Source organism: Ruminococcus sp. (genome assembly GCF_019417665.1).
Taxonomy (GTDB): Bacteria; Bacillota; Clostridia; order Oscillospirales; family Ruminococcaceae; genus Ruminococcus_C.
The window spans coordinates 1-16,347 of sequence record NZ_DXUU01000008.1 but is presented as its reverse complement, the minus strand read 5'-3'; the positions used below and the strand labels follow the sequence as shown (position 1 = coordinate 16,347).

Sequence of the window (16,347 nt, the reverse complement as noted above, 5' to 3'; positions counted from 1 at the left end):
ATGTTAGATAAAATCGTGGTGCGTGGTGCACGTGCCAATAACCTCAATAGTATTGATGTAGAACTGCCCAGGGACAAGTTGGTAGTTATGACTGGTTTGTCCGGATCAGGAAAATCTTCTCTGGCTTTTGATACTATTTTTGCAGACGGACAGCGGCGGTATATGGAGAGCCTTTCATCTTACGCCCGGCAATTTTTGGGACAGATGGAAAAGCCGGATGTGGACAGCATCGAGGGACTGTCTCCGGCAATTTCCATTGATCAGAAAACCACCTCAAAAAATCCCCGTTCTACTGTAGGTACTGTCACAGAAATCTATGACTATCTGCGTCTGCTCTACGCTCGTATCGGCATTCCCCATTGTCCGGTCTGCGGCAGGGAAATCAAGCAGCAGTCTGTAGATGAGATCGTGGATCGTGTTCTGGCACTGGAAGAAGGAACACGGATTCAGCTGTTGGCACCCATTGTTCGAGGAAAAAAGGGACAGCATGTCAAGGCATTGGAAAATGCTAAAAAATCCGGCTATGTTCGTGTCCGGGTGGACGGCAGTCAGTATGACCTGTCGGAACAGATCAACCTGGATAAAAACAAAAAGCACACCATTGAAATTATTGTAGATCGTCTGGTGGTAAAGCCTACCATCCGCACCCGTCTGACAGATAGCCTGGAAACAGTTTTGGCACTGACAGGCGGTCTGGTGGTCGTGGACGTCATCGGCGGAGAGGAAATGCTGTTTTCCCAGAGCTACGCCTGCCCGGAACACGGCGTTTCTGTGGAAGAATTGACCCCCCGGATGTTTTCATTTAATAACCCCTTCGGTGCGTGTCCTCATTGTACAGGTTTGGGTGTATTTCAGGAAATCGATCCGAAACTAGTGGTGCCAAACCGGGATCTGAGCATTCGACAAGGTGCTATTAAGGCTTCTGGTTGGTGCAATATCAGCGACGAAAATTCCATTGCCTTTATGTATTATTCCGCTATCTCCCAGAAATATGGAGTATCACTGGATGTGCCTGTAAAAGAACTGACTAAGGAACAGCTGAATCTGTTTCTCTACGGCACAGGAGAGGATGCATTGTTCCTGCACCGTACTACGGCGAATGGGAGAAGCGAGGGTTATCGTGCACCCTTTGAAGGCGTTATCCACAATCTGGAACGGCGTTTCCGTGAGGGCGGCGAGTGGGCAAAAGAGGATATCAGCGCTGTCATGAGTGACGTGGCATGTCCAGTCTGCCATGGAAAACGTCTGAAACCGGAGATTCTTGCAGTAACTGTCGGCGGCAAGAATATCATTGAACTAACGGAATTGTCTGTCACTGGCGCACTGGAATTTCTGGAACAATTACAACTGACACAGCGGGAACTGTTTATTGCAGAGCGTATTATTAAGGAGATCCGGGAACGCTTAGGATTCCTGAAAAATGTGGGCCTGGAATATCTGACTCTGTCCCGTAATGCCGGAACGCTTTCCGGCGGCGAAAGCCAGCGCATCCGCCTTGCCACCCAGATCGGTTCCTATCTCATGGGCGTGCTGTATATTCTGGACGAGCCAAGTATCGGGCTGCACCAGCGTGACAATGATAAGCTGATCGCAACCCTGAAACGCCTGCGGGACCTGGGGAATACCCTGATCGTGGTAGAACATGATGATGACACCATTCTCGCCGCAGATTATGTGGTGGATATCGGACCTGGTGCTGGTGTCAACGGCGGCAATGTGGTTTATTCCGGCGATGTCAAGGGACTTCTCGCCTGTGAAAAATCCATTACCGGACAGTATCTCAGCGGCAAAAGACGAATTCCGTTGCCTTTGGAACGCCGTCCCGGAAACGGACATTTCCTAACGGTACACGGTGCCAAGGAACACAATCTGAAAAATATTGACGTACAGATCCCGCTGGGGGCATTTACCTGCGTGACAGGCGTGTCCGGTTCCGGAAAATCCTCATTAGTCAATGAGATCATTCACAAATATCTGGCTGCGAAGCTCAACCGAGCACGTACCAGACACGGGGATTTCGACAACATGGATGGTGTGGAGTTCTTGGATAAGGTCATTGATATCGACCAGTCTCCCATTGGACGGACACCTCGTTCCAATCCGGCAACTTATACCGGCGTATTCACGGATATCCGGGAATTATACGCTAAGACAAATGATGCCAAAGCGAAAGGCTATACTGCTGGGCGTTTTTCCTTCAATATTAAAGGCGGCCGCTGCGAAGCGTGCCAGGGTGATGGTATTCTGCGCATTGAGATGCACTTCCTTCCCGATGTCTATGTGCCCTGCGAGGTCTGCAAGGGGAAACGATATAACCGTGAGACTCTAGCGGTAAAATATCGTGACAAGTCCATCTATGATGTGCTGGAAATGACTGTGGATGAGGGCGTAACCTTTTTTGAGAATCATCCCAAGATTGCCAGGAAACTGAAAACCCTACAGGAAGTGGGACTGGGCTATCTGAAGATCGGACAACCGGCAACGACCCTTTCCGGCGGTGAAGCACAGCGTGTGAAGCTTGCCACAGAGCTATCCAAGCGCCCCACGGGGAAAACCATTTATATTCTGGATGAGCCGACCACAGGGTTGCATACAGCAGATGTCCATCGGCTGGTGGAGGTGCTCCAACGGCTTACGGATACGGGAAATACCGTTGTGGTCATTGAGCATAATCTGAATGTGATCAAGGTGGCAGATTGGATCGTCGATCTGGGTCCTGAGGGCGGTGACCGGGGCGGCACAGTTGTCGTCAGCGGTACTCCGGAACAGGTGGCAGCTTGCCCGGCTTCCTATACAGGAAAATATCTGAAGCCATATCTGAAACAGCCGACAGAGAACAATTCAGGTGTGATCGTACCTTGAAATCCGCATATTTGTTGTATGTGAACGTACCCCAAAACTGGCGGTTTCTGATAAAAACGTAGCACCTAAAAATAAAATTTTGGATTTTTCGGAAAATCTCTTCGAAAAGCTTGCAAAATCATGTGAAATCGTGTATAATAGAATTGTATGGGGTGTACCTGCGGATATCCCAGGATCTCCCAGCAATATGTTAATTTCTATCTTACGAAAGGATGTCAATGATATGGCAGGGTTAAACAAAGTATCTGTAGACGACATTAATGTAAAGGGCAAGCGTGTACTGGTTCGTGTGGACTTCAACGTACCGATGAAGGACGGCGTGATCACCAATGACAATCGTATCCAGGCTGCACTGCCCACCATCAACAAGCTGGTCGCTGACGGCGGCAAGGTAATTCTTTGCTCTCACCTGGGCAAGCCGAAGAATGGTCCGGAGGAGAAGTTCTCTCTGAAGGCAGCTGCTGCACGTCTGGCAGAGCTGGTTTCCGCAAAGGTAACTTTCGTTCCGTCTGATGTTGTTGTAGACGATACCGTAAAAGCTGCAGTAGACAAGATGCAGGACGGCGAGATCATCGTTCTGGAAAATACTCGTTTCCGCAAGGAAGAGACAAAGAACATCGAAGATTTCAGCAAGGATCTGGCTTCTATCGCAGATGTATTTGTTATGGATGCGTTCGGCAGCGCACACAGAGCACACTGCTCCACAGTTGGTGTTACGGAGTATGTAAAGGAAACTGCTGTAGGTTATCTGATGCAGAAGGAGATCCAGTTCCTGGGCAACGCTGTTGAGAATCCGGTTCGTCCTTTCGTTGCAATTCTGGGCGGAGCAAAGGTTGCAGATAAGCTGAATGTTATCTCCAATCTGTTGGAAAAGTGTGACACGCTGATCATCGGCGGCGGTATGGCTTACACTTTCCTGAAGGCACAGGGCTATGAGGTTGGTACTTCTCTGGTTGACGATACAAAGATTGACTACTGCAAGGAAATGCTGGAGAAGGCAAAGGCAAACGGCAAGGATCTGCTTCTGCCGGTAGATACAGTAACAGCTGCTGATTTCCCGAATCCGATCGATGCAGAAATTGCTGTAGAGACTTTTGATTCTCACACAATTCCGGCTGAGAAGATGGGTCTGGATATCGGCGAAAAGACACAGGCTCTGTTTGCGGATGCTGTGAAGACTGCAAAGACTGTTGTATGGAACGGCCCCATGGGCGTATTCGAAAACCCGATCCTGAGCAAGGGCACGATCGCAGTGGCACAAGCTCTGGCAGACACAGATGCAACTACCATCATCGGCGGCGGCGACTCCGCAGCAGCAGTTATGCAGCTGGGATTTGCTGACAAGATGAGCCATATCTCTACTGGCGGCGGCGCTTCTCTGGAGTATCTGGAAGGCAAGGTACTGCCGGGCGTAGCTGCAATTGCTGACAAGAACTAATTAAAGAAAAACAGACGGGAGGGTACTGCATCATCGGTATTCCTCCGTTTGTGTTGTCTTGAGAAAGGTTGTGACTTTTATGCAGAAGAAAAACGCTGAACTTATCAAACGGGCTGCACAATGTCCAGTGGCAGTGTTTACATTAGGCGCATTATGTGGTCTGGCTGTAGGAATGCTCCTCATGCCTTTCTCAAAAGGCATTGTCATCGGAAGCCATAACGGCAGCTACAATAAAGAGTCTCATGAAGAAGGAGACTATATTTCTAAATCTGAAAATGGTGAATAATCCATAGAAACGAGGAAATTGCAATGAATAAGGAACTGAGAAAGGCAATTATTGCCGGAAACTGGAAGATGAACAAGAATCGCAAAGAAGCCAAGGAATTGATCGAGGCTCTGAAGCCTATCGCAGCTGACAAGACCTGCGGTGTGATCATCTGCGTACCGTTCACCAACCTGGAAACTGCTCTGGCACTGACAGAGGGTACTAACATTGAAGTTGGCGCTGAGAATGTACACTTCGAGAAGAGCGGCGCTTTCACCGGTGAGATCTCCGCAGACATGCTGACCGAAATGGGTGTAAAGTATGTTATCGTTGGTCACTCCGAGCGCAGACAGTATTTCGGTGAAACCGATGAAACTGTCAACAAGCGTACCACTGCTGCAATTGAGGCTGGCATGACTGTCATTCTGTGCGTTGGCGAGACTCTGGCAGAGCGTGAGCTGGGTATCACAGAAGAAGTTGTCGCAAAGCAGGTAAAGGTTGCTCTGCACGGTCTGTCCGCAGAACAGGTACAGAATATTGTTATCGCTTATGAGCCGGTATGGGCAATCGGTACTGGTAAGACTGCTACTGCTGAACAGGCACAGGAGGTTTGCTCTTTCATTCGTGCAACAGTTGCTTCTCTGTATGACAAGGCAATTGCAGACGGCATGACCATCCAGTACGGTGGTTCCATGAACGAGAAAAACTGCGCAGAATTGCTGGCAAAGGAAGATATCGATGGCGGTTTGATCGGTGGTGCTTCTCTGGTAGCAGAAAAGTTTGGCGTACTGCTGGCTGAGGCTTCTAAGTAAGCATTTTGCTAAGAACATTGTATTAATCCCGTGGGCAGTCTGAGAATGGCTGCCCATCTTTGGAAAGGAACGAATGCACATGAGTAAAAAACCTGTGGCTCTGATTATTATGGACGGCTTCGGCTATAACAAGGACGATTACGGCAATGCCATTCGTGCAGCTAAAAAGCCGCATCTGGATGAATATATGAAGGGACCTCATACCTTGATCGGTGCAAGCGGTCTGGATGTTGGTTTGCCGGACGGTCAGATGGGCAACTCTGAGGTTGGTCATACGAACATCGGTGCCGGACGGATCGTTTATCAGATGCTGGTGAAGATCACAAAGGACATTGAGGACGGCACTTTCTTCTCCAATCCGGCACTTTCTGCGGCAATGGATGCTTGCAAGGAAAAGGGAACTGCTCTGCACCTGATGGGTCTGCTGTCTCCGGGCGGTGTGCACAGCCATATGTCTCATCTATATGGGCTGTTGGAAATGGCAAAGAAAAAAGGACTGCCCAAGGTCTATGTACACGCATTCCTGGATGGTCGTGACGAGCCGCCGGCATCTGCTGCGGGCTTCATGAAGGAAGCAGCAGCAAAGATGCAGGAGATCGGCGTAGGTAAGGTGGCTACCATTTCCGGCCGTTACTATGCAATGGATCGTGACAACGCATGGGATCGTGTGGAAAAGGCATATGCAGCCATGGTTTACGGTGAGGGTGTACAGACCCAGGCTGACTCGGTACAGGCAATTGAGGATAGCTATGCAAAGGATATTACTGATGAATTCATGCTGCCCACAGTTCTGGATCAGGATGGTACGGTAAAGCCGGGAGATAGCATGATCTTCTTTAATTTCCGTCCTGACCGTGCAAGACAGCTGACACGCTGCTTTGTAGATCCGGAATTCAGCGGTTTTGAGCGCAGAAACGGCTTCTTCCCGGTACAGTTTGTCTGCATGGCACAGTATGACGCTTCGATGCCCAATGTTTCTGTAGCTTATCCGCCGGAAGAACTGCACATGACATTCGGTGAATATGTAAGCAAGTGTGGCAAGACACAGCTGCGTATTGCAGAGACTCAGAAGTATGCTCACGTTACTTTCTTCTTCAACGGTGGCGAGGAAAAGACTTTTGAGGGCGAAGACCGTATTTTGGTACAGAGCCCGGATGTGCCGACCTTTGACCTGAAGCCGGAAATGAGTGCCTATGAGGTAACTGACAAGGTAGTAGAAGCCATCGCAAGTGACAAGTATGATGCCATTATCCTGAACTATGCAAACTGCGACATGGTAGGCCACACAGGTATTTTCGATGCAGCAAAGGCTGCGGTAGAAGCTGTGGATACCTGCGTAGGACGCATGGTGGACGCTATCCTGGCAAAGGGTGGCGTGGCGTTCATCACTGCTGATCACGGCAATGCAGACAAGATGTATGAACAGGACGGTTCACCGTTCACAGCACACACCACAAACCCGGTACCGTTTGTTGTAGTGGGTATGGACAAGCCTCTTCGTGAGGGCGGCGTGCTGGCAGATATTGCACCAACTATGCTGGAAGCAATGGAACTGCCGCAGCCGGCTGAAATGACTGGTAAGAGCCTGTTTGCATAATTGATATAACATCATGTGAGAAAACCTGCAAGGGAAATTGCTCCCTCGCAGGTTTTTTGCATTCTATATAGTGGTTTTACTTTTGATAAACGAGAATACTGAATACCGCCTTTTTCTGTACCGCCGTCAGGGGCTGGAGCATACCACGGTGAAGCATTTCCTCAATGACATAGGGAATAATTTCAGCGCTGCCTAGTGCTTCCGTGCAATATTGACGGATAATCGGCTGAATGTGTTTGGGATGCTGTTCCTTTTGCAGCGCATATTTCTTTGCATCAAATGCTTTGCTAAAACTCCGGATAGATTCCGGTACATGGCATTTTGTATGCAGCAGTTGTATGATGTGATTCCAGGTTGGTTTTTCGTTGCAAACATATGTCATCACCTGTACATTGTCATCTGCCAGATAGCCCTTGTCACAAAGTCGTTTGTATTCTTCTGGTGTCAGGACAGACTTGTTGTTCTGGTTTTTGATGTAGCGGTACAGCGATTCCCAATCCTCAGAGCAATTGTCGCGCCAGTCCACCAGACGATCTGCAAAGCGACAATTGACCTGTTCATTCAGCATATCACTATTTGTATCATATCGCTGCATATAGCCGCAGATGACATAGGGGTATTTATCATAAGGATTTGTGCATTCTGATGGCTCGATTGTCATATGACAGTCGTCAGAAACATTTGCATGGGCAATGAAATCACCGCCGTCCGGTCGTTTGACAGAATAGGTCTGATAAAACTTCTGCCATTTTTGGGAATCACCGTGGTAAAAAAGATACCGTGTACACAGCATCACAAGGGTGTACTTCATAAAGTTTTTGTCATTGCCGTCACAGGCGAAGCCCCAGTTATCCTCTGCCTGATCAAAAGCATGGAAAATTGCCGGGTACAGCTCATCACAGAGCTTTTTTGCCGCCTCGAAGCAAAGGGATTGCGCTTTATCCGGAATCCGATCGTCATAAATTACCATATTGGTACGGAACTTCGGATTCTTGCTCTTGTCTATGCGGTCGAGATAGCCGTATTCCTCCAGCTTCTGTACATTGTCTGCAATATAGACAGACGGCACACTGAGGGCTCGTGCAATTTCTTCTACAGTGTGAGGTGTGAAGTAACAGCACCAGGCAATATTCTGTTTGAGTCTGGTGTCAAACATATCCTGGGTATCACCGGTTGTCCCGGCAGAGCCATTGTGCCCCGTGGAAGTAAACCGGATGGGGTTGACGGTCAGGTCAGTTGTTTGCTGTGTCATAACCAAATCCTCCTTTAGCGTGGTTCTTGCGTCCGACAGATGCCACTTTACCGTGCCGGGAGAGATCCCCAATGTTGCCGCAATTTCCGCTGCTGTCTTTTTCTTGTAGTAGTGCAGATAGACAATGGTACGCTGCCGGTCAGAGAGAAAACCGATATCCCGACGGAGCTGCTGAATTGTTTCGTTCTGTTCCAGATGCTCCTGTGTATCATCGTGGCAGGGGAGTACCATATCAGAAATATCAACTGTGCTGACATGTGTCAGCTGCCGGATATGCCTTGCATAGACATTGCAGGCAATGCGATAGACATAGCCGTCCGGGTTGGTGATCTGCTCTGCGGCGAGAAAAGAATGATATACCTCGCTGACAATATCGGCGGCAAGTTCTTCTGCTTCGGTGTAGCTGCGCAGCTTCGACATGGCAAAGCCGAAAATGCGGGTCTGGTATTGCAGGATCAGTCGGTCTGCTTGTACTTTGTCCATAGGAAAAGCCTCCGGATGCGTTTTCTGTCTATATAGTGAGGGGGATGGGGAAATGGTTGGGTGATACTTCAAAATTTGAGATAAACCAAAACAGGACGTATCCATATTTGGGAATACGTCCTGTAGGGTTCTCTGATTTGAAAAAATTATTCAGTCCGCAGTGCGGTTACCGGATCTTTCTTCGCCGCTTTTTTCGACGGAATCAGACCGGCGATCACTGTCAGGAACATGCTGATGAGCACCAGGATCACAGCACCCTTCCACGGCAGCTTAGCCAGATTGGAGATATCCGTCAGTGCACCGATAATGGCATTTGCGGGAATCAGCAGCACCAGCGTTACACCGATACCGATCAGACCGGCACAGGTGCCGATAATCAGTGTCTCCGCATTGAAGATGCTGGAAATATTCCGCTTGGAAGCACCGATGCCGCGCAGAATGCCGATTTCCTTGGTACGTTCCAGAACGGAGATGTATGTAATAATGCCGATCATGATGGAGGAGACGACCAGAGAAATGGAAACAAAGGCAATGAGAACATAGCTGATCATGTTAACGATGGTGGTGACTGAGGTCATCATAAGTCCCACATAGTCTGTGTAGGTAATGGTCATTTCCTCGTGTCCGTCGTCGATCTGTGCATCATTGTAGTCGTCAATAATGGAAACGATGGAATCCTTTGCATCAAAGTCCTTGGGATAAATACTGATGGCAGAGGGCTGTTCCAGATCTACCACACCTAGCTGTGCCAAAATGCCGTCATAGGTATCCGTGGAGTTTTCTCGAATGGATTTTCGGTAGGACTCCAGCAGTTCTTCTTCACTCATGACAGCAGCCATCTGCTGGAACTGTGCCTGCTCCTCCTGGCTTCTCTGTGCCACATCTGCCTGTAAATCTTCCATAGTCAGGCTGTTGACGTATTCGTCAATGTTGAAAGGCGTACCGGTCAAGACATTGGTATCCGGGTCAGCCATCTGTGCCTTTGCAATTTCACTATCGTTAATATGATTGACAACATAATCCGTCAGTGCGGAATTGTATGCGATGGAGCCGTTGATGGAAGTCGCAGTTGCCTCTTCATCGGGACGGATAATGCCCACGATTTTCAGCTCCGGTGCATCTTCTACCAGCTGCTTCATGTATGTATCATCGTCACGCTTGTCCTCCCATACACCGGAGGCCTCGTTATACTGATAGTAATCTGTATTTAGTACCAGCTTGAAGGAAGTGTTCAACAAATCATCATAGGTGAAGGAAACATTTTCTGTTTTTTTAACAGTCTCACCCTGCATGACCTTTTGCATCATGTCACGGAATTCATCCTGATCCATCAGCCCCAGAGTGTACAGTGCAACATCACTGATCTCATTATTTTCGTCCACCACGAGAACCAATTCGTTGTAAGCGTCTGCATCGGGCATTCTTCCAGCAAGAACATCATACTGGGATTCCACTAGCTCACGGTTGTCCAGCATTTCCGAAAATACGTTTCCGAAAGACATATATGCTGTCATATCGCTGGCAGAGGTGGGCATTTCCGAACTGGCAGTACTGCCGGTTGTGGTACTGTTTAGCGTACTGGGATTGACCTGCACCACGCCATCGGAAGTGTCTGTACTGTACAATTGCAGATCCAGATCATAACTATACTGGATATCTGAAATATAACTGTCAATATCGCTGTCATCGCCTTCCAGATAGCTCTTGAATGCGCCCAGATCATTTGCTTTGGATTCCTGGCTCATGGTGGAGAGCATGCTGCTTGCAATGTTGTTGGAATAAACCTTGTCCTTTTCATGTCCGCTCTCTTCGTTCACATTCTGGGACATCATATCTGCCATCATAGAGGTCATATCCATGCTTTCCTTTTCGATGGTCAACGGATAGGTAGACAGCGTGTCTTTTTGTACCGTTTCAATATACTGGCTGATGCCGTTGGACAGGGACAATACCATGGCAATGCCAATGATGCCGATACTGCCAGCAAAGGAGGTCAAGATGGTTCTGGCTTTCTTGGTGCGTAGGTTATTAAAGCTCAGAGACAGCGCTGTCAGAAATGACATGGAGGATCTTCCCATATTCTTATGTACTGGTGCTTCTTTAGTCTCCGGTATTGCAAATGGATTAGAATCATCCAGAATCTTGCCGTCACGCAGCTTCACGATACGTGTGGCATAGGTCTCTGCCAGCTCAGGATTGTGAGTTACCATAATGACAAGCCGATCCTTGGCGACCTTTTTCAGCAGATCCATGACCTGAACGCTGGTTTCCGTATCCAGGGCACCAGTCGGTTCGTCTGCCAACAGAATATCTGGATTGTTGACAAGGGCACGTGCAATAGCAACACGCTGCATCTGTCCGCCGGACATCTGATTCGGCTTTTTGTGCAGCTGATCGCCTAAGCCGACCTGCTCCAGGGCTTCTTTGGCACGGGCACGCCGTTCGCTTCTGGAAATACCGGAAATGGTCAACGCCAGTTCCACATTTGCAAGCACTGTCTGGTGGGGGATCAGGTTATAGCTTTGGAATACAAAACCAATGGTGTGGTTTCGATAGGAATCCCAGTCCCTGTCTTTGTATTTTTGTGTAGAAATGCCACCGATGATCAAATCGCCGCTGTCGTACCGGTCCAGCCCACCGATGATATTTAGCATCGTGGTTTTACCAGATCCGCTGGGGCCTAGAATTGCGACAAATTCATTGTCCCGGAAATTCAGACTGACGTGATCCAATGCAGTTTGTATTAGATCACCAGTCTTGTACTGTTTGACAATATCTTTGATTTGCAGCAAACAAATCACTCCTTTCTGAAATAACAGATCATATCTTTATAAGCGTACTAGTTATATAGTAAACTATTTTTCTGTGTTTGTCAAGGGGATTTGAAAATTTCATCTGTTTCACACAAAATGGGATACGTTAGTTTGATTTTTGTGCAGCTATTGTCAAATCGCAAAAAATGTGATATGATTAAGAAAAGTACTGCGCAAAGTGGTTTGTGCGGTGATATGGAAAGAAAAAATCTTGGAGGGATATCTTGTGACACTGAAAGAAATACAACAGGAGCGTATAACCTGGGCAGAATGTGACGCAAAGCGAGATCATGATTTGACAGAACCAGAGGGGATAGAAGCATTCCGGGATATTACATATCGTTCTGACAGTATAACGGCGCATTTACTGGATGTGTATTGTCCGAAAAATGCGCCGGTCGGATTGCCGGTGATCATCAGCATTCATGGCGGTGGCTGGTTTTATGGGGATAAGGAACTGTATCGGTTTTATTGTATGCATTTGGCACAAATGGGTTTTGTGGTGGTAAACTGCAACTATCGTCTGATGCCGGAAGATCCTTATCCTGCTGCCATTGAGGATGTCTGTCATGTCGTTTGCTGGACTCTGGCACATCGCAAGGACTATACAACTCCAGATGCACCGTGGTTTATGGTGGGGGATTCTGCCGGAGCACAACTTGTCAGCCAATATTGTATACTGGCAGCAGAACCGGTATATCGGCACCAGCTGGATTTTGAGACTTATGATCAGCTGCCAAGTGCAGTGGCGTTGAACTGTGGCATTTATGATATGGCGATGACAGAAGATGTTCATCGAAATCTCTATGTGCAAGAGACGACCGGGAAGCAGCTGGAGCTGTTTGAACAGGTGCTGTCCTATATGAATAGTGCATTCCCACCTACCTATCTGATGGCAAGCGTCAATGACGAGCTTTACCCATGTACATTGCCTATGAAAGCAAGACTGGAGACGTGCGGCATTCCCTTTGTCTTTGCAGAATACGGCGAGGGTGTGCCGGAGGATGGACATGTGTTCCATCTAAATCTTTACAGCGAAAACGGGATGCGGTGTAATCAGGAAGAAGCGGCGTTTTTCAAAAAAATTGCAGCGCAATCGAAATCATAAGCATGTTTCAAAAAAAGCGGAGCAGTTCATGGGGAACTGTTCCGCTTTTCTCATTGGTTATAGTATTTCACGCAGTTTCAAGATACGCTGATTTTCCGAGCCTCGAAAAGGAAGTGTCAGGGATTTCTGCTCTTCCACAAAGGGACCGTCCACCAGCACATCAATCTCCCGCAAAAGCGCATCTGTCACATTGCAGCGATAGGGACTTTCGGCAAGGAGATCTCGTTCCAGTATACATCCGGTATAACACCAGATATCCTTGGTATTCCCGAATTGCTGCCGGACAGCCTGTACCAGCTCCAGCAGAACCGGTTGATTTTCTGGTTCCATAGGCTCGCCGCCGATCAGCGTCAGCCCCTGAATATAAGACGGTTTCAGAAGCTTTAGAATTTGCGCAGTGGTTTCGTCTGTATACAGCGTACCGTAGTCAAACGCCCATGTTTCCGGATTAAAACAATTCTTGCAGCAGTGCCGACAGCCTGACACAAATAAAGACACCCGAACACCAGTCCCATTGGCAATATCACAGGACTTGATCGAACCATAATACATCTCCATCACCTCTTACAGGTGCATAACACGGTCGCGAATCTCCTGAGTACGACCCTGATTCCAGAACTGAGTGCCGATATAACCACAGGTGCGGCGTGCTACATTCAACTTATCCTGATCCCGGTTGCCGCAGTTGGGGCATTCCCAGACCAGCTTACCATCATCTTCTACAATCTGGATCTCACCGTCATAGCCGCAGACCTGACAATAGTCACTCTTTGTATTCAATTCTGCATACATGATGTTGTCATAAATGTGCTGCATCACTGCGATAACAGCCTGAATGTTGTCCTGCATGTTGGGCACTTCCACGTAGCTGATGGCACCACCCGGAGACAGCTCCTGGAACTGTGCTTCAAAGGAGAGTTTTTCAAAGGCGTTCATAGGTTCCGTCACATGGACATGATAGCTGTTAGTGATGTAATTCTTATCAGTCACGCCTTCAATAACGCCGAAGCGTTCCTGAAGGCAGCGAGCAAATTTGTAGGTCGTAGACTCCAAAGGTGTGCCGTAAAGGCTGAATGCAATATTGGTCTCTTCAGCCCAGCGCTTGCAGGTGTCGTTCAGATGCTGCATGACATGCAGGGCAAAAGGCGTTGCCGCCGGATCTGTATGGGATTTTCCAGTCATATAGCGTGTGCATTCACACAGACCGGCATAGCCAAGAGACAAAGTGGAATAGCCGCCGTAGAGGAGCCTGTCAATAGTTTCACCCTTTTTAAGACGAGCCAGTGCGCCGTACTGCCAGAGGATCGGCGCTACATCAGAAGGTGTGCCTTTCAGGCGGTTGTGGCGGCACATCAGCGCACGATAGCACAGTGCCAAGCGTTCGTCGAAGATCTCCCAGAAGCGTTTTTCATCGCCGCCAGAGGAGCAAGCAATGTCCACCAGATTTAAAGTCACAACGCCCTGATTGAATCTGCCGTAGAACTTGTACTTGTCGTTTTCGTCTTTGTATACAGTCAGGAAGGAACGGCAGCCCATGCAGGTGTAGCAGTTGCCTTCTTTGAGAGATTTCATGATTTTTTCGGAAATATAATCAGGAACCATACGTTTTGCAGTACACTGTGCTGCAAGCTCTGTCAAATAGTAATACTTGGAATCCTTTCGAATATTATCTTCTTCCAATACATAGATCAACTTCGGGAATGCCGGTGTGATATATACGCCCTTTTCATTTTTAACGCCTTGGATACGCTGGCGCAGCATTTCCTCAATGATGATTGCCAAATCGTCCCGTGTCTGTCCTTCCGGTACTTCGTCCAGATACATAAAGACCGTAACAAAAGGAGCCTGTCCGTTGGTGGTCATGAGAGTGATGACCTGATACTGGATCATCTGTACGCCCTGAATAATCTCGTTGCGTACACGCATTTCTGCAATACGGTGAATGGTTTCCTCATCAACCTCTTTGCCGAGGCGCTCATATTCCCGGCGGACATCTCGGCGGAATTTTTCACGGCTGACTTGAACAAAAGGTGCGAGGTGGGACAGGGTAATGCTCTGACCACCGTACTGAGAACTTGCAATCTGGGCAATGATCTGTGTGGAAATATTGCATGCAGTGGAAAAGCTGTGAGGCTTTTCGATCATGGTTTCACTGATGACGGTGCCGTTTTGGAGCATATCCTCCAGGTTTACCAAACAGCAGTTGTGCATATGCTGCGCAAAATAGTCAGCGTCGTGGAAATGGATGATCCCTTCTTTGTGCGCATCAGTGATATCATGGGGCAGCAGAAAGCGGGTCGTAATGTCCTTGCTGACTTCGCCCGCCATATAATCACGCTGTACACTGTTTACTACAGGGTTTTTGTTGGAATTCTCCTGCTTGACTTCTTCGTTTTCAAAATTCAAAAGACTGAGAATTTTTTTATCTGTGGTATTGGACTGACGCAGCAGACCTCGTTCATAGCGATATGTAATGTAGTTTTTAGCAACCGTATATGCACCGTGCTTCATGATTTCCAGTTCTACCCAGTCCTGGATGGTTTCCACATCCACAGCACGATTCATTTCATCACATCGCAGTTCGATTTCTTCTGCAATTTTACGAATTGCTTCATCCGTAAGACGTTCCGATTCGATCACCGTAATATTTGCCTTACTGATAGCAGCTTCGATCTTGATGCGGTCAAAGACGTCCTCTTTTCCGCTTCTCTTGATAATTTTCACAGCTTTCTCCTCCAAACATGAACAGGCTGCATCGATGGGATCAGCTTGCATTTTTTCTTGATATGTGTTATGATGACTGTAGGTACTATTATACCGCTTCTCTATGCCACTGTCAAGCAAATTTTCTATGTTCGTGTTTTCGAACACAACAAATTGTACCTTTAGTATCTTCCAAACACAATATCTTGTATATTGAAAGCCGATGGAGTGAAATTTGTGTTTTTCAATGACCTGCCTGGAGGGCATTATTTTATTATAATTTGAAAGGAAATGGATATTATGTATACATTTGTTTCTATTCAGTCGCCTGATGAGATTCAGAAACTTGCTGTTTTGGCGAATGAGATCTGGCACGAATATTTTCCCTGTCTGCTGACAGAAGCCCAGATCAATTATATGGTGGAAAAATTTCAGTCGGAGGAAGCCTTAACAAAACAGATCGCAGAGGGTTATCAGTATTGTATTTTCCTATACCAGAACCAACCGGCGGGTTATTTTGGTGTATGCCTGCAATCAGACGGCAGTCTGTTTCTTTCCAAGCTGTATTTAAAACAAGAATACCGGGGGAAGGGTCTGGCATCTGTGCTGTTTCAGGAAGTGCAGCACCTTGCCAAAATATGCGGCGCATCCTCTATTTGGCTTACAGTCAATAAACATAACGACCAGGCAATCGCAGTTTACAAACATTTTGGTATGGAGATCATTCGTTCTCAGGTGACAGATATTGGCTCAGGTTTTGTTATGGATGATTATGTTTTTTCTGTTCCGTTGTGGCAGGATATGCCAAGCTAAACGGATTATACCAGAAATTCATTCAAAAGGCAAGTTGCTTTTCCCAAAAAAGAAATATTCCTGTTTTTCTTTACAAAAGCAAGTATAGATGAAGAATTGCAAGAGAATAATCAATAAAAAATCTTTTTTAAAGCAGATTTGGCAAAATAAAAATCACCCGTTGACTTTTTTCAGGGAATGTGCTATAATTAATACATCCTG

Annotated in this window: 11 protein-coding genes; 7 read left to right on the top strand and 4 right to left on the bottom strand. The window is 47.4% G+C overall.

Going from position 1 to position 16,347, the window contains the following annotated elements; genetic code table 11:
- The 5 genes from uvrA (at position 1) to gpmI (ending at position 6,974) form a co-directional block, all read left to right on the top strand.
- A complete protein-coding gene (gene uvrA / locus QZ375_RS03580; protein WP_295215387.1) occupies positions 1–2,862 on the top strand; it encodes an excinuclease ABC subunit UvrA in 2,862 nt (953 codons plus the stop codon).
- A 223-nt stretch (positions 2,863–3,085) separates the two neighbouring features.
- Entirely contained in the window at positions 3,086–4,300 is a 1,215-nt protein-coding gene (locus QZ375_RS03575) for a phosphoglycerate kinase (RefSeq protein WP_295215386.1), read from the top strand.
- 79 nt (positions 4,301–4,379) lie between these two features.
- A complete protein-coding gene (locus QZ375_RS03570; protein WP_295215383.1) occupies positions 4,380–4,586 on the top strand; it encodes a hypothetical protein in 207 nt (68 codons plus the stop codon).
- A gap of 23 nt (positions 4,587–4,609) precedes the next feature.
- Positions 4,610–5,377: a triose-phosphate isomerase gene (gene tpiA, locus QZ375_RS03565; RefSeq protein ID WP_295215380.1), complete on the top strand. Its 768-nt coding sequence runs from the start codon at positions 4,610–4,612 to the stop codon at positions 5,375–5,377.
- Positions 5,378–5,456: 79 nt separating this feature from the next.
- Positions 5,457–6,974, top strand: a complete 1,518-nt coding sequence (gpmI, locus tag QZ375_RS03560) for a 2,3-bisphosphoglycerate-independent phosphoglycerate mutase (RefSeq protein WP_295215377.1) — start codon at positions 5,457–5,459, stop codon at positions 6,972–6,974.
- A gap of 76 nt (positions 6,975–7,050) precedes the next feature.
- Here the strand turns inward: gpmI and QZ375_RS03555 are convergent, their stop codons facing one another.
- A complete protein-coding gene (locus QZ375_RS03555; protein ID WP_295215375.1) occupies positions 7,051–8,709 on the bottom strand; it encodes a sigma-70 family RNA polymerase sigma factor in 1,659 nt (552 codons plus the stop codon).
- Positions 8,710–8,855: 146 nt separating this feature from the next.
- Positions 8,856–11,501 (bottom strand): ABC transporter ATP-binding protein/permease, encoded by a 2,646-nt coding sequence (locus QZ375_RS03550; RefSeq protein WP_295215373.1) that lies wholly within the window; start codon positions 11,499–11,501, stop codon positions 8,856–8,858.
- 247 nt (positions 11,502–11,748) lie between these two features.
- On the opposite strand from QZ375_RS03550, the gene QZ375_RS03545 reads away from it, so the two are divergent.
- Positions 11,749–12,630 carry an alpha/beta hydrolase gene (locus QZ375_RS03545; protein WP_295215370.1) on the top strand — a complete coding sequence of 294 codons (882 nt, stop codon included), beginning with the start codon at positions 11,749–11,751 and terminating at the stop codon, positions 12,628–12,630.
- A gap of 57 nt (positions 12,631–12,687) precedes the next feature.
- Here the strand turns inward: QZ375_RS03545 and nrdG are convergent, their stop codons facing one another.
- A complete protein-coding gene (nrdG, locus tag QZ375_RS03540) occupies positions 12,688–13,182 on the bottom strand; it encodes an anaerobic ribonucleoside-triphosphate reductase activating protein (RefSeq protein WP_295215368.1) in 495 nt (164 codons plus the stop codon).
- Positions 13,183–13,194: 12 nt separating this feature from the next.
- Complete coding sequence (nrdD, locus tag QZ375_RS03535) at positions 13,195–15,354, bottom strand: anaerobic ribonucleoside-triphosphate reductase (RefSeq protein WP_295215367.1); 2,160 nt, start codon at positions 15,352–15,354, stop codon at positions 13,195–13,197.
- A 279-nt stretch (positions 15,355–15,633) separates the two neighbouring features.
- Between nrdD and QZ375_RS03530 the strand changes: the two genes are divergently transcribed.
- Positions 15,634–16,146: a GNAT family N-acetyltransferase gene (locus tag QZ375_RS03530; RefSeq protein ID WP_295215364.1), complete on the top strand. Its 513-nt coding sequence runs from the start codon at positions 15,634–15,636 to the stop codon at positions 16,144–16,146.
- The last annotated feature ends 201 nt before the right edge of the window (positions 16,147–16,347 follow it).

Bases quoted from the DNA above. Each gene is read 5' to 3' on its own strand.
- uvrA (WP_295215387.1), top strand. From the start codon at position 1: ATGTTAGATAAAATCGTGGTGCGTGGTGCACGTGCCAATAACCTCAAT.
- QZ375_RS03575 (WP_295215386.1), top strand. From the start codon at position 3,086: ATGGCAGGGTTAAACAAAGTATCTGTAGACGACATTAATGTAAAGGGC.
- QZ375_RS03570 (WP_295215383.1), top strand. From the start codon at position 4,380: ATGCAGAAGAAAAACGCTGAACTTATCAAACGGGCTGCACAATGTCCA.
- tpiA (WP_295215380.1), top strand. From the start codon at position 4,610: ATGAATAAGGAACTGAGAAAGGCAATTATTGCCGGAAACTGGAAGATG.
- gpmI (WP_295215377.1), top strand. From the start codon at position 5,457: ATGAGTAAAAAACCTGTGGCTCTGATTATTATGGACGGCTTCGGCTAT.
- QZ375_RS03555 (WP_295215375.1), bottom strand. From the start codon at position 8,709: ATGGACAAAGTACAAGCAGACCGACTGATCCTGCAATACCAGACCCGC.
- nrdG (WP_295215368.1), bottom strand. From the start codon at position 13,182: ATGTATTATGGTTCGATCAAGTCCTGTGATATTGCCAATGGGACTGGT.
- QZ375_RS03530 (WP_295215364.1), top strand. From the start codon at position 15,634: ATGTATACATTTGTTTCTATTCAGTCGCCTGATGAGATTCAGAAACTT.